Here is a 13,390-nt window from a genome sequence, read left to right on the forward strand (position 1 = left end):
CATGACCCAGCCCGGGTCGCGCTGCGTCGCGCGCTATGTCTCGGGCGGGTTTCTCAACCGGCGCATCCGCTGCATCGCCGGGCTGGCGGGGGTCGACTTGCGTCCCGGCCTGCCGCGCGCGGGCGAATACGTTGCCGTCTGGGGCCTCGCCGGAACTTCCGCCCGCGCCGAGGCCGTCGCCCGTCGCGCTGGCGCCCCCGTCCTGCGGTTCGAAGATGCGTTTCTCCGCTCACTCCATCCCGGTCGCACCCGCCCGCGCGAAGATACGCTGGGCCTGCTGATCGACCGCAAAGCCGCGTATTTCGACAGCCGGTCCGCCTCTGATCTCGAAACCCTGCTCGCCACTCAGGCCTTCGACGACGGCGACCTGATCGGGCGCACCCGTGTGCTGATGGATGAATGGGTGCGCTCGGGCGTCACCAAATACGCTGCCACACGCATTGATCTCGCGCCCCCCGATCCCGGCTATGTGCTGGTCATCGACCAGACGCGCGGCGATGCCGCGATCCGGCTGGGCAACGCTTCCGAGGCGACGTTCCGCGAAATGCTCCTGATCGCGCGCGAGGAAAATCCCGGAGCGCGGATCGTCATCAAGACGCACCCCGAAACCGCCGCCGGGCACCGGCCGGGACATTATGACCAGGACGATGCCGTGTTCGGCGCGACGCTTGAGACCCGCTCCTTGCCCGCCGCGACCCTGCTGGCCGGGGCCATCCGCGTCTATACCGTCAGCAGCCAGATGGGGTTTGAGGCGATTCTACATGGCCACCGGCCCGTGACGTTCGGACAGCCATTCTATGCCGGTTGGGGTCTGGACGACGACCGAAATCCGCTGGATCGCCGCCACCGCAAACTGACGCGGGTGCAATTGTTCGCGGGCGCGATGGTGCTGTATCCGCATTGGTACGACCCGCATGCCGATGCGCTCTGCGATCCGGTCGATGTCGTCCGTATTCTGCAAGCCCGCGCCCGTGCCTGGCGCGAAGACCGGTCGGGCTGGTCCGCACCAGACATGCGCCTGTGGAAACGCGCGCCCCTGCGCAGGTTTCTGTCGAATAATGTGCGGTTTCGACATGACCTCCGACGCCGCCCGCTCGTCTGGGGCGGGGGTCAGACTCAATCGGCTGACGTCGGACGCAGATCCGACGTGGATCACCCGTCCATCACCCGTCTGGAAGACGGGTTTCTGCGGTCCCGCGGGCTGGGGGCCGATCTGATCCCGCCGCTGTCGCTCGTATTGGATGCAAAGGGTATTTATTTCGACCCGACACGGCCATCCGCGCTTGAGGATGCCATCGTCGCCGCCGCTGCGTTGCCTCCGGAAGCCCTTGTTCGCGCTCGTGAATTGTGCGCTTCCATCGTCGCGGCGGGCCTTACGAAATACAACCTGTCTGGCGATCTGCCTGCCCTGCCCGACGTCCCGTTCATTCTGGTGCCCGGTCAGGTCGCGGACGATGCCTCGATCCGCCTGGGCACCTCCGAAGTTTCTGATAACGCAGCGCTTCTGTCGGCCACCCGCGCCGCCAATCCCGGTTCGTTCATCGTCTACAAGCCACATCCCGACGTCGAGGCGGGACTACGCGACGGGGCCATCGACGCAGGCGACGCCGACCTCGTGGCGACCCGCGCCAACGCCCATGCGCTGATCGAAAAGGCCAGCAAAATCTGGACGATGACTTCCCTTCTGGGGTTCGAGGCGCTGATCCGGGACACCCCCGTGACCACCCTCGGCACACCCTTCTACGCAGGCTGGGGTCTGACGGACGACCGGGGCAGCATCCCCGCTCGACGTCGCGCCGCGCGACCGTCGATGGACGCCTTGGTTCACGCCGTTCTGATTGATTATCCACGGTATTTCGACCCGGTTACCGGCACGGCCGCCCCACCCGAGGCCATCGTGAAGCGCCTTGCGCAAGGGCAGGTCCCCCGCCCCGGCCCGGCCAATCGCCTGCTGGCCAAGACACAAGGCGCGCTCGTCAGCTTTGCCCCCTTGTGGCGCTGACTGCCCGGCGTCAGATTACTTGTCCAACCGTCCGAGAATCTCATCGGTCAACGCCGCAACTTCCGCTGCCGCGATCTTCGCGCCGGGAAATTCGCAAACCCCCTGGCCCTGACCCAAAGCCTCGGCGTAGGCGACGCGCTGACCCAGAATCGTCGTCGCCGGATCGGCCTCCAGCTTCGACAGGGCGGTCATGATCTTCTCGCTCAAACGCGTCCCGCTGCGCGCCCGGTTCAGGACAACAACGGGCCGTTTTCCCTCGCGCGCAGCGATTTCAAGGACACCCTCGGTCGCCCAGAGATCCACCTCCGAGGCGGAGACGGGCACAATTACAAGGTCCGCAATCCGCAGCGACGGCTTCAGGTCGCTGTCGATCTTGGGGGGCGTGTCGATCAGGATAAAATCGTAATCTTCCTGATACTTGGACGATTCGAACGTCACCCCCCACGCCGAAGACGTGGAAAAGGTAATATCGCCTTTCAAACCGCCAGTGCGTTCGTATCGCATCATGAACCACCGCCCCAGCGATCCCTGCGGATCAACGTCCAGCAGGGCGACCCGATGCCCCCGGCTGGCAAGCTCGGTTGCCAGATGCGCCGTGACCGTTGTCTTGCCCGAGCCGCCCTTCTGCTGAGCTAATGTAATGATCGTTGCCATATCGCGCCTCATGCTGCGGTGCGGCATGACGATGCGTCAGAAAATGCGGAAGGTCAATGTCGCCTGACAGACCACCAGACACGGATGAAGGAATGTAGGGGCACGGAAGCAACCCCCCTAAGAACAGCGTATAAACCAAAGGAAATCGTGGTGGAGCCGAGGGGAATCGAACCCCTGACCTCGTCATTGCGAACGACGCGCTCTACCAACTGAGCTACGACCCCAACGGCGCCCATATGGCGGCGGGTCCGGGGTGTGTCAAGCAACCGCAAAGATACTTGGGGGCCCATCGCAACCATGCGACATTGACTTGCACGACCCATTGGAGACGACCGGATGATACTGACCCAAACCCTGTGGCACCTGCGCGAACTGACCCGACAGATCTGGATTCGCGTCGCGCTGCTTTCGGCGCTCGCCATTTTCGCGGCTGCCCTGACGCCGGTGTTGGGGCCGCTGGTACCGGACGCCGTGCGCTTCGGCATCGACGAGACGGCGGCGCAGGCCCTTCTGGAAATCCTTACGAACTCGATGCTGGTGGTTGCGACCTTTTCGCTGACCGTGATGGTGACAGCCCATAATTTTGCCGCAAGTCAGGCCAGCCCCCGTGCTCACCGTCTATTGCGGCAGGACGGCCGGACCCAATCCATTCTGGCGACCTTCATCGGTGCGTTCGTCTTCGCGCTCTTCTCCAGGATCGTGATCAGTGTGGGCCTGTATGGAGACGGCGGTTTCTCGATCATCTATCTTGTCACGATCTTCGTCATCGGACTGGTGATCGTCGCGCTGATCCGCTGGGTACAGCAACTCTCGGAACTCGGATCGATGGAAGCGACGACGGCACGCATTGAAGAGGCGGCCCATCATGCAATGAAGACACGTATGGACTCGCCCTACCTGGGATGCACCCGCCTGCCGGAAGACGCCGAACTGACCGGACAGGAAATTTTTTCGACGAAATCGGGTTACGTGCAACATATCGACGCAAACGCCCTGTCTGAGGCCGCCGATGCCAGTGGCGGTCGCGTCGATCTGGTTGTGTTGCCCGGCGACTGGGTTGCAAAGGGCGATCTGTTGATGCGCGTGTCGGGCCTCCCCGTGGTTACCGATGTTCCGACAACCGGGGATGACAGTGCCGAGTATACCGACCTCCGCGAGAATGTCCTTATCGACGATCTGCAATCCTTCGATCAGGACCCGCTTTTCGGATTCCAGGTCATGTCGGAAATCGCGCAACGTGCCCTCTCTCCCAGCCTGAACGACCCGCGGACAGCAATCGACGTGATTCACCGACAGTCCAGGCTGCTTGCCCTGTGGCCGGCCCCGTCGGACCCCGTGCCAGACAACACTAGGTCCCCTCTGCCCGGCGTGCGGACGAGAGAGATTTCAGCGGAGGCTGCCATCAGCACGGCCCTTGAAGCAATTGCGCGCGACGGAGCCAAAATGGTCGAGGTGCAAATGGCACTGCAACGCGTGCTCGCCCGCCTGGCGGAACATGGCGATCCCGAAATGGCAAAGGCCGCGCGCACTGCATCGGCGCGCGCGATCAAACTGTCGGACGCGGGCCTGTCTCTGGAACAAGACCGCGTCCGCGTCCGCGAGATCGCGCCAAAGGCCTAGGCCCTATTCCGCCGCGTCGAGGTAATCTTCCAGTGGCGGACAGGTACAGATCAGATTCCGGTCGCCTGCGACGTTGTCGACGCGATTGACCGGCGGCCAGTATTTGTCGACGCGGAAGGCACCGGCCGGAAAACACCCCGCCTCGCGCGAATAGGGGCGGTCCCAATCGCGCACCAGATCCTCCATCGTGTGCGGCGCATTCTTCAACGGATTGTTGTCGGCATCCATCGTTCCCGCCTCGATCTGCGCAACCTCCTCACGGATGGCGAGCATGGCCGTAATAAAGCGGTCAAGCTCTGGCTTGGGCTCGCTCTCGGTCGGTTCCACCATCAAGGTGCCTGCGACGGGCCAGGACATCGTGGGCGCATGGAACCCGTTGTCCATCAGCCGCTTGGCCACGTCGTCGACGGTAACATGCGCGGATTCCGCAAACGGGCGCGTGTCCAGAATACATTCGTGCGCAACGCGACCGTTACGCCCCGTGAACAGGACCTCATAGGCCCCTTCCAATCGCTTGGCGATATAGTTCGCCGACAAGATGGCGACCTTGGTGGCCTGCGTCAGACCCGAGCCGCCCATCATCATCACATAGGCATAACTGATCGGCAGGATCGACGCGCTGCCGTAAGGCGCGGCGGATACCGGACCTTCGTCCCCGGTTTCGGGGTGGCCGGGCAAATGCGGCGCCAGATGTGCCTTGACGCCGATCGGCCCCATGCCGGGCCCGCCGCCGCCGTGCGGAATGCAGAACGTCTTGTGCAGGTTCAGGTGCGAGACATCCGCACCGATTTCCCCCGGCTTGGACAGACCGACCATCGCGTTCAGATTGGCCCCGTCCAGATAGACCTGTCCGCCATGCGCGTGAGTTATTTCGCAGACCTGCCGCACCGTGTCCTCGAACACTCCGTGGGTGCTGGGATAGGTGATCATGCAGGCCGCCAGATCCTCGCCCGCCGCTTCGGCCTTGGTGCGGAAATCGTCCAGATCGACGTCGCCGTTATCGGCTGCCTTGACGATCACGACCTTCATGCCCGCCATTTGGGCCGAGGCAGGGTTGGTGCCATGCGCACTGGTGGGAATCAGGCAGATCCGCCGTTTTTCCTGCCCGTTTGCCTTGTGGAAGGCAGCAATGGTCAACAGGCCGGCATATTCGCCCTGCGCACCGGAATTCGGTTGCATCGACATCGCGTCATAGCCGGTGATGACGCAGAGACGATCAGACAGCTCGTCGATCATTTCCTTGTATCCCCCGGCATCCTCAACCGGGGCAAAGGGATGCAGTTTGCCAAACTCGGGAAAGGTGACAGGCATCATTTCCACGGCGGCATTCAGCTTCATCGTGCAGGACCCGAGCGGGATCATCGCCCGGTCCAGCGCAAGATCACGATCAGCAAGACGGCGCATATAGCGCATCATCTCGGATTCCGCCCGGTTCATGTGGAAGATCGGGTGTGTCAGATACTCGGTCTGGCGCGCCAGGTCGTCGGGGATGTCGATGTGCAAATCCGGTTTGGACGAGATTTCGAACACACCCAGAAGGCGCTTCAGAACATCGCCGTCCGTCAACTCGTCGCAAGCAATACCAAGCTGATCCGTCCCGATCCTGCGCAGCGTGATTCCGGCATCGCGGGCGGCGTTCCAGATACCATCACGGTCATCAGACGTGACTGTCAGGGTGTCGAATATCGGACCGTCGGCAACGTCCACGCCACCGTCCACCAGGGCTTTGCGCAGGGCGACGGCATGCGCGTGAACGTGACTGGCGATATGATGCAAACCCTTTGGTCCGTGGAACACCGCGAAAAAGCTGGCCATGACCGCAAGAAGGGCCTGCGCCGTGCAGACGTTGCTGGTCGCCTTTTCGCGACGAATATGCTGCTCGCGGGTCTGAAGCGACAGGCGGTAGGCCTGGTTGCCCTGACTGTCGACGCTGACACCGACCAGACGACCGGGCATGTTGCGCTTGTAGGCGTCGGCGCAGGCGAAGAACGCGGCGTGCGGTCCGCCATAGCCCAGAGGCACGCCAAAGCGTTGCGCCGATCCAACGGCAATGTCGGCACCCATCGCGCCCGGTTCCTTCAGCAGGCACAGCGCCAGCAGGTCCGTCGCCACAATGCCCAGAGCGTTCGCACCATGCAGTGCGTCGATCTGCGGGGTCAGATCGCGCAAGCCGCCGGTCGTGTCAGGATACTGGAAGATAGCGCCGAACACCCTGGAGGCGTCGAGATCACCGACCTCGCCCACGATAAGTTCGATCCCCAGCGGCTCTGCCCGCGTTCGCATGACCGCGATGTTCTGTGGGTGACAGCGGGCATCGACGAAGAACGCCGAAGCCTTCGACCTGGCGACCCGCTGCGCCATCACCATCGCCTCGGCGCAGGCAGTGGCTTCATCCAGCAGGGAGGCGTTTGCGACCGGCAATCCAGTCAGGTCGGACACCATCGTCTGGAAGTTCAGCAACGCCTCCAGCCGACCCTGTGCGATTTCGGGCTGATACGGGGTGTAGGCCGTGTACCACGCCGGATTTTCCAGAATGTTGCGCTGAATCGCGGGCGGCGTCACGGTGTCGGAATAACCCTGCCCGATCATACTGACCGTCACGCGGTTCTTGTCCGCCAAGGCCCGCATGCGCCCCAGAATCGCGTGCTCGGTCATCTGCGGCCAGGGCAGCGGGTCTTTTTGCCGGATGGATTTCGGCACTGTCTCGTCAATCAGATCGTCCAGTGTATCGCAGCCGATGACCCTGAGCATTTCGGCCATTTCCTCGGGCGAGGGGCCGATATGGCGGCGGTTGGCGAAATCGTAGGTGTCATACTCGGGGGCAAACGGCATCTGAGGCATGGGAACTCCGGTGGGTCAGGCAGAATGGGTCAGGACATTTATCAAAGGGCCATAAGGGTTCGGTCAGACGAAAGCGGCTCCGGTCAGATCGGAGCGATCCGGGTTGGGGACGTCGCGGACAGGCAAGGAGACTTCGGGTCTGACGGTTCGTTGGTTTTTTGCGGCGGTGACGATCGCTGCGCGATCATCACCATGCTGCCGGATTGATCGTGTCTGCGCGCGATCAATCCCCGATGAATTCCTTGTATCCGTCTTCGTCCATCATCCCGTCCATCTCCTCAGGGGTGGCTGTCGTCATGCGGAAGAACCACGCGGCTTCGGCATCCTCGTTCACCAGACCTGGCGTATCGGCCAGGGCGTCGTTCACCTCGACGATCTCGCCGTCCAGCGGCGACAGGATATCGGATGCAGCTTTGACGGATTCGATCACCACGATCTCCTCGCCCTTGGTCACGGTCTGGCCGACGTCCGGCAAGTCGACGAATACCACGTCGCCCAGTTGAGTCGCGGCATGATCGGTGATGCCGACAGTGATGATGCCATCATTGTCTTCAAGCCATTCGTGGTCTTCGGTGTACTTCATCTGGAGCCTCGTGATCTCAGCGCTTGTAGCGCGGCTGGTGGAAAGGAAGGTCGGTGACGGTGACCGGCAGGCGTTTGCCCCGCACATCACCATATAAAACGGTGCCCGTCACGGTCCCATCTAGAACATAACCCATCGCTATGGGTGCACCGACCGACGGGCCGAATCCGCCTGACGTGACTGTGCCGATGGGGGCGGTGGCCGTATCACTGCCATAGAGCATGACGCCCATCCGCATCGGCGCGCGTCCCTCGGGCAAAAGGCCGACGCGACGGCGCTTCGGGCCATTGTCCAACTCGGCCAGCACACGATCCGCACCTGGAAAGCCGCCCGCACGGTCGCCGCCGGTGCGCCGTATTTTCTGGATCGCCCATCCCAGATCGGCTTCGACCGGGCTGATATCGGCGGTCAGGTCCTGTCCATAAAGCGGCATTCCCGCTTCCAGCCGCAGGCTGTCACGCGCGCCCAGACCGATGGGCATCACGTCGTCGGACGCCAGCAGTGCACGGGCGAAGGCCTCGGCCTGCGCGACCGGGACACTGATTTCGTACCCGTCCTCACCCGTATATCCTGATCGGCTGATCCACAGATCCGCGTCGTTCCAGTCGAACGAGCGCACATCCATGAACTTCATCGCGGCGACACCGGGGACCATCGCCTCCAGCACCGTCTCGGCCAGCGGACCCTGCAATGCCAGAAGCGCGCGACCGTCCAGCATTTCAACCGACAGACCCGGCAGACCAGCGCGCAAAATCTCCATGTCGGCATGTTTCATCGCGCCGTTCACCACCAGCAGCAGATGATCGCCACGGTTGGCAAACATCAGATCGTCGGCCACGCCCCCGTCCGGCAGCATCAGCAGGCCATAGCGTTGCCGCCCTTCGGCCAGTCCGACCACGTTGACGGGCAGCAAGCCTTCCAATGCCCGCGCCGCGCCGTCGCCGCGCAGGACGACCTGCCCCATGTGCGACACATCGAAAAGGCCCGCCTTATCGCGCACATGCAAATGTTCGGACATCACGCCTGCCGGGTACTGCACCGGCATCGAATAGCCCGCGAAAGGCACCATCTTGCCGCCAAGCTCCGCATGCAGATCGGCCAGCGGCAGGGAAATAGGATCGGACACATGCACCTCCTCGGGCCTTGGCCCCGTTTCGATGCCCCCTCTGTCCTTTCGCCTGAGATCGCTATCCCTTCGGCGGACGCGGATGCGCCTCTCTCCAGAGTTGTCGTCGCACACCGGGTCCGTTTGCCTGAGAGTTTACCGGGGCGGTTGCTCCTTCGGCCCTGTCTTGCGACAGTGTCTCCCGCGGCGTGCAAGTTTCCTATAGGAAACCGGACCGGTAACGCGCAAGGGGAAAAAATGCATCGCTTCTTCGGCTATGGCAGCCTCGTGAATCGCCGGACGCATAGTTATCCGGGTGGCAGCCCCCTGACCATACAAGGTTGGCGGCGGGCCTGGAGGCATACGACGCTGCATCCGGCCCCCTTCCTGACCGCAGTGCCCGACCCGAACGGCGAGATCGACGGGCTGACGGCAGAGGTGCCGATGGGCGATTGGGAGGCGCTGGATGCGCGGGAGGCGGGATATCTGCGCGTGCCCCTGCCGGAAGGGCCGTCGATATATCACATCCCCGAGGGGCATCACCCTGCCCCTGATCGTGCCCATCCGATCCTGCGCAGCTATCTCGATGTCGTGGTGCAGGGCTATCTGATCGAGTTCGGCGAAGAGGGTGTGGACCGGTTCTTTGCCACGACCTCCGGCTGGGACGCGCCGATCCGTGACGACCGAACCGACCCGGCCTATCCCCGTGCGCAGAAATTGACGCCCGGCGAAACCGCATTGGTCGACCGGCATCTGGCGCGTCTTGTCAGACCCTAGTTCGCAGCCGCCGCCGAAATTGCATCGAGCACGACGGCATCGGTCAACAGTTCCGGCAGAACGATCCCGTCCGGCGCACCGGGACCATAGACCGCATTGAACGGAATACCGAAGCGATCGTTGGCCTGAAGGAACGCGGCAATCGTATCCGAAGGGCGCGTCCAGTCGGCCTGAAGCGCCACGATGTCGGCCAACGCCGACGACACCGGGTCGCGGTCCAGAACAAGGCGTTTGTTCGCCTTGCAGGTCAGACACCAATCCGCCGTTACATCGACAAAGACGGTATTGCCCGCGGCGACTTCCTGCGCGATGCGCGCCTCCGAAAAAGGCTCCCACCCGGCATCGACCGAGGCTTCCGCCGGTGTCACCGAGGGTAGCAGAAGAACAGTCGCCAGCACCGCGAATACGCCTGCGCCCCCGACCACGACGGCCTGCCGCCGCAGCGCCAGCGCCCCCAGCATCAACAGGACCAGAACGCCCACGATTACGGCCGTGCGCGCGCCCGCGCTGGCCGCCAGAACGGTAATCAGCCAGATCGCAGTCAAGAGCAGCAGCCCGCCCAGCACCATCTGCACCGTTCGCATCCAGCGGCCCGGACGAGGCAGTCGCTGAATCAGCGTGGGTCGGACCGCGACGGCCAGATACGGCAGCGACAGTCCCACGCCCATCGCAGCAAAGACGGCGACGATTTCCGTGGGACCGTTGGTCAGCGCATAGGTTATCGCCGTGCCGATGAAGGGCGCGGAACAGGGTGTGGCCATCACGGCGGCAAACATTCCTGTGGTGAAATCGCCGCCCCACCCGCCGCTTCCCCCGATCTTTGCCATGCCGGTCATCGCGCCCTGCCCGATATTCACCGCGAACAGGCCCAGCATATTGGCTGCAAACAGCACGACCAACGCGATCATCAGAGCCAGAAACGTCGGGTTCTGGAACTGCATGCCCCAGCCCACAGTAACGCCCGCCGCGCGCAGTGCGATCACCACGCCCGCAAGGCCCAGGAAGAACACCAACACCCCCGCCGCCGACGCCAGAAAACCCCCGCGAACACGGCCGATCGATTTGTCCCGGGCCTGCAGCGCACTGGCCAGTTTGAGCGATAGCACAGGCAGGACACAGGGCATTATGTTCAGGATCAGCCCCCCCAGCAGCGCGATCAGCAACACTCCCCAGATCGCCGACCCGACGGCGGGCGGCGCCGGCGCAACCGGCGACAGGGTGGCCGCCATCGTGGCGGCGCGACGGCCGTCCACCAAAGTCAGGTCGAGGGTGCCTTCGCCCGGATTCAGAACGGGAAGCGTGGCGAACAAGGTTCGCCCGCCATCGGCCAGAACAATCTCGGGCCGGTCGAACGCAGCATAATCGCCCCGCTCAGGAAAGATATCGGGCGACAGGAACGGCTGCTCGGACCTGGCCAGAACCGTCAACGTCGTGTCGTCCATATGCACGGTTTCCAGCCTCATGCCGGCCTCGTCGCCCGTGCCCGGCACCCGCGCGATCCAGTCCGACAAAAGTGCTGCGGCCTCAGCGTCGATGCCGCCGCCCGCCGGAATATCCAGGGTCAGGTTCAGGGTTTCCGGCACACATATCTCGGCGCAGACCAGAATGTTCACCGTCAGGACCAGTCGCGCGGGTTCACCGGGCTCGATCAACCGAACGGTCAGGGGATAGACGACTTCCTTGGCATAGCCGAAATTCTGAATTCCGAAGGCTTCGAACCGGCTTGGCGCAGGATACGCCAGATCAACCGATGCAACATTCCCGGACCCGTCCCATGACAGATCGGGAGGTAGCCCGACTTCGCCCGGCGATCGCCAATATGTCTTCCAGCCATCCTCCAGCACCAGTTGCAAACCGGCAGAAATCGTCTCGCTACCAGGGCCGACCCCATCCTCGACCGTGACCAACCTGGCAGTGACGGTATTGGCCTGCACCGTGCTGGATGTCGCCGCCAGAGAAGGGGCTCCGAACAACAGGGCGATCAGGGTCAGGATACGAAACATGGGCAACTCATATGACAGCGATTTGAGGCCCGCCAGACGACCCCGGACAACTGACGCGAACGTGACCGACATGCGCGCTTGCACCTGTGCATCGTAACGGTCACCCTGTCACGACCCCGTGATCCCCGACCGTGTGATCCCAGAAGGACCATCGCCATGCGCATCCTCATTGCCCTGACCCTGTCTACAACCCTGTCGGTTCTGCCCGCCACAGCGCAGGACTTTTCCGAAGAACAGATCAAGGAACTGGCCCTGCAGGCCATCCTCGAAAATCCCCAGATCGTGATGGATGCCGTCGCCATCCTTCAGGAACGCGATGCCGCCAAGGCCGAAGCCCAGGCGCAGGCAACGCTGGGCAACAACCGGGATACGCTGGAACGCGACCCGAACGCGCCTGTGATTGGCAACCCTGATGGCGACGTCACCGTGGTCGAGTTCTTCGATTATAACTGTCCCTACTGCAAACGCGCGGCGGACGAGGTGGCCAAAGTGCTGGACACAGACAAGGAGGTGCGGATCGTCTATCGCGAATGGCCGATCCTGGGCGAAGGCTCCGTCTTTGCCGCGCGCGCCGCACTGGCCGCTCGCGCGCAGGGCAAATACCCCGAAATGCACAAGGCCCTGATGAGCATGCGCGGGCGGGTCAACGAACGCTCGACCCTCCAGGCCGCTGCAGAGCTTGGTCTCGACATCGACCAGCTGCGCGCCGACATGGAAGATCCCGCAGTGCAGGAGCATATCGACACTACCATGCGGCTTGCCAGTTCGCTGGGCTTTTCCGGCACACCCAGTTTCGTGATCGGCGAAGCCCGTGCGCCGGGCCTGATAGACGCAGAACAGATGCAGCAGATGATTGACGACGTCCGCGAAGGCGGATGATCCCGTCAGTCGTTCTGGCTGGCCGGGGCAGGCTTGACGGGGACCATCGTGCCAAGCGCTGTCGCCACATGCGCCCCGTCCTCGCCATGCACATCCGCCGCGACTGCGATCAGACGCCGTCCGGGCCGGATCACCCGACCTACGGCGACCAGACGTCCCCGCGCCGGGGCAAGCAGGGAGATGCGGAATTCGGACGTGACGACTTCGAACCCCGGTTCCATCACCGTCAGCGCCGCATATCCCGCCGCCGTATCCGCCAGCGCGAAGGTCAGGCCGGCATGGCCCGCGCCGTGGTGCTGACTGGTGGCTTCGGAGACGGTGGCGGTGATGCGCGCGACACCGTCGCCGACATGCTCCAGCGTCGCGCCCAACGTGCGCATAAGGCCTTGTCGGGCAAAACTGTCGGTGACACGGTCTTCCATCGGGCGGCCTCTTAACCTTGCATGATCAGGCATGTCGTGGAGCCTGTCGCATAAAGCCTCCCATCCGCCGCGCCCCTGATCCACCCATCGGCGACACCGGTGGATCGACCGATGTGCTGCACAACGCCTTCGGCCCGTATTTCGGTGCCTAACGGAATCGCCCGCACGACGTTCACCTTGTATTCAAGGGTGGTGTAAAAACTGCCTTTCGGCACCTGTGTCATCACGGCACAGGCCATCGCACTGTCCAGAAGCGTACCGTACCAGCCGCCATGGACCGCCCCCACGGGATTGAAGTGATCGAAGGTCGGCACGCCCGAGAAGACGACCCTGCCGTCGTCAACTTCGACCAGACGATAGTTCAGTATGCGACCGATCGGTGGTTCCGGTATCTGTCCGTCGCGGACCGCCTCCATGAAGTCGCGGCCCGACATGGACAGAACCCGATCTCTGGATGCAAGATCTTCAGGCGTGTTGACGAACATCCGCAGTCTCCGGGTCAGG

The 13,390-nt window shown here is 63.2% G+C and carries 11 protein-coding genes, 1 tRNA gene and 1 riboswitch; of the genes, 4 read left to right on the forward strand and 8 right to left on the reverse strand.

Annotated features, from left to right (window positions below; translation table 11 throughout):
* Position 1 precedes the first annotated feature (1 nt).
* Entirely contained in the window at positions 2-2,002 is a 2,001-nt protein-coding gene (locus AC13C2_RS01275) for a capsular polysaccharide biosynthesis protein (RefSeq protein WP_482885695.1), read from the forward strand.
* A gap of 15 nt (positions 2,003-2,017) precedes the next feature.
* On the opposite strand, the gene parA is transcribed toward AC13C2_RS01275, so the two are convergent.
* Positions 2,018-2,656, reverse strand: a complete 639-nt coding sequence (gene parA / locus AC13C2_RS01280; protein WP_482885696.1) for a ParA family partition ATPase — start codon at positions 2,654-2,656, stop codon at positions 2,018-2,020.
* Positions 2,657-2,804: 148 nt separating this feature from the next.
* Positions 2,805-2,880 (reverse strand) — tRNA-Ala (locus AC13C2_RS01285).
* Between the two features lie 112 nt (positions 2,881-2,992).
* On the opposite strand from AC13C2_RS01285, the gene AC13C2_RS01290 reads away from it, so the two are divergent.
* On the forward strand, positions 2,993-4,276 hold the full coding sequence (locus tag AC13C2_RS01290) for a DUF2254 domain-containing protein (RefSeq protein WP_482885697.1): 1,284 nt from the start codon (positions 2,993-2,995) through the stop codon (positions 4,274-4,276).
* Between the two features lie 3 nt (positions 4,277-4,279).
* Here AC13C2_RS01290 and gcvP read toward each other — a convergent pair whose 3' ends face one another.
* The 3 genes from gcvP to gcvT form a co-directional block, all read right to left on the reverse strand.
* Positions 4,280-7,108: an aminomethyl-transferring glycine dehydrogenase gene (gcvP, locus tag AC13C2_RS01295; RefSeq protein ID WP_482885738.1), complete on the reverse strand. Its 2,829-nt coding sequence runs from the start codon at positions 7,106-7,108 to the stop codon at positions 4,280-4,282.
* 232 nt (positions 7,109-7,340) lie between these two features.
* Entirely contained in the window at positions 7,341-7,700 is a 360-nt protein-coding gene (gene gcvH / locus AC13C2_RS01300) for a glycine cleavage system protein GcvH (RefSeq protein ID WP_339640416.1), read from the reverse strand.
* A 16-nt stretch (positions 7,701-7,716) separates the two neighbouring features.
* Positions 7,717-8,826 carry a glycine cleavage system aminomethyltransferase GcvT gene (gene gcvT / locus AC13C2_RS01305; protein ID WP_482885698.1) on the reverse strand — a complete coding sequence of 370 codons (1,110 nt, stop codon included), beginning with the start codon at positions 8,824-8,826 and terminating at the stop codon, positions 7,717-7,719.
* A 106-nt stretch (positions 8,827-8,932) separates the two neighbouring features.
* Positions 8,933-9,020, reverse strand: a riboswitch (glycine riboswitch).
* A 43-nt stretch (positions 9,021-9,063) separates the two neighbouring features.
* Between gcvT and AC13C2_RS01310 the strand changes: the two genes are divergently transcribed.
* Positions 9,064-9,582: a gamma-glutamylcyclotransferase family protein gene (locus AC13C2_RS01310; RefSeq protein ID WP_482885699.1), complete on the forward strand. Its 519-nt coding sequence runs from the start codon at positions 9,064-9,066 to the stop codon at positions 9,580-9,582.
* On the opposite strand, the gene AC13C2_RS01315 is transcribed toward AC13C2_RS01310, so the two are convergent.
* Positions 9,579-11,585, reverse strand: a complete 2,007-nt coding sequence (locus AC13C2_RS01315; protein WP_482885700.1) for a protein-disulfide reductase DsbD family protein — start codon at positions 11,583-11,585, stop codon at positions 9,579-9,581. The genes AC13C2_RS01310 and AC13C2_RS01315 overlap by 4 nt on opposite strands.
* A 156-nt stretch (positions 11,586-11,741) precedes the next feature.
* Here AC13C2_RS01315 and AC13C2_RS01320 point away from each other — a divergent pair, with 156 nt between their 5' ends.
* Positions 11,742-12,464, forward strand: coding sequence for a DsbA family protein (locus AC13C2_RS01320; protein WP_092758765.1), 723 nt, complete (start codon positions 11,742-11,744; stop codon positions 12,462-12,464).
* Positions 12,465-12,469: 5 nt separating this feature from the next.
* Here the strand turns inward: AC13C2_RS01320 and AC13C2_RS01325 are convergent, their stop codons facing one another.
* Together AC13C2_RS01325 and AC13C2_RS01330 are read right to left on the reverse strand one after the other, a co-directional pair.
* Positions 12,470-12,886 carry a PaaI family thioesterase gene (locus AC13C2_RS01325; RefSeq protein ID WP_092758767.1) on the reverse strand — a complete coding sequence of 139 codons (417 nt, stop codon included), beginning with the start codon at positions 12,884-12,886 and terminating at the stop codon, positions 12,470-12,472.
* A gap of 11 nt (positions 12,887-12,897) precedes the next feature.
* The gene (locus tag AC13C2_RS01330; RefSeq protein WP_482885701.1) at positions 12,898-13,371 is read right to left on the reverse strand and encodes a PaaI family thioesterase; all 474 of its coding nucleotides are present in this window, start codon (positions 13,369-13,371) and stop codon (positions 12,898-12,900) included.
* Between the last annotated feature and the right edge of the window lie 19 nt (positions 13,372-13,390).

The sequence above is a fragment of the Jannaschia sp. L-14R genome (assembly GCF_056857695.1).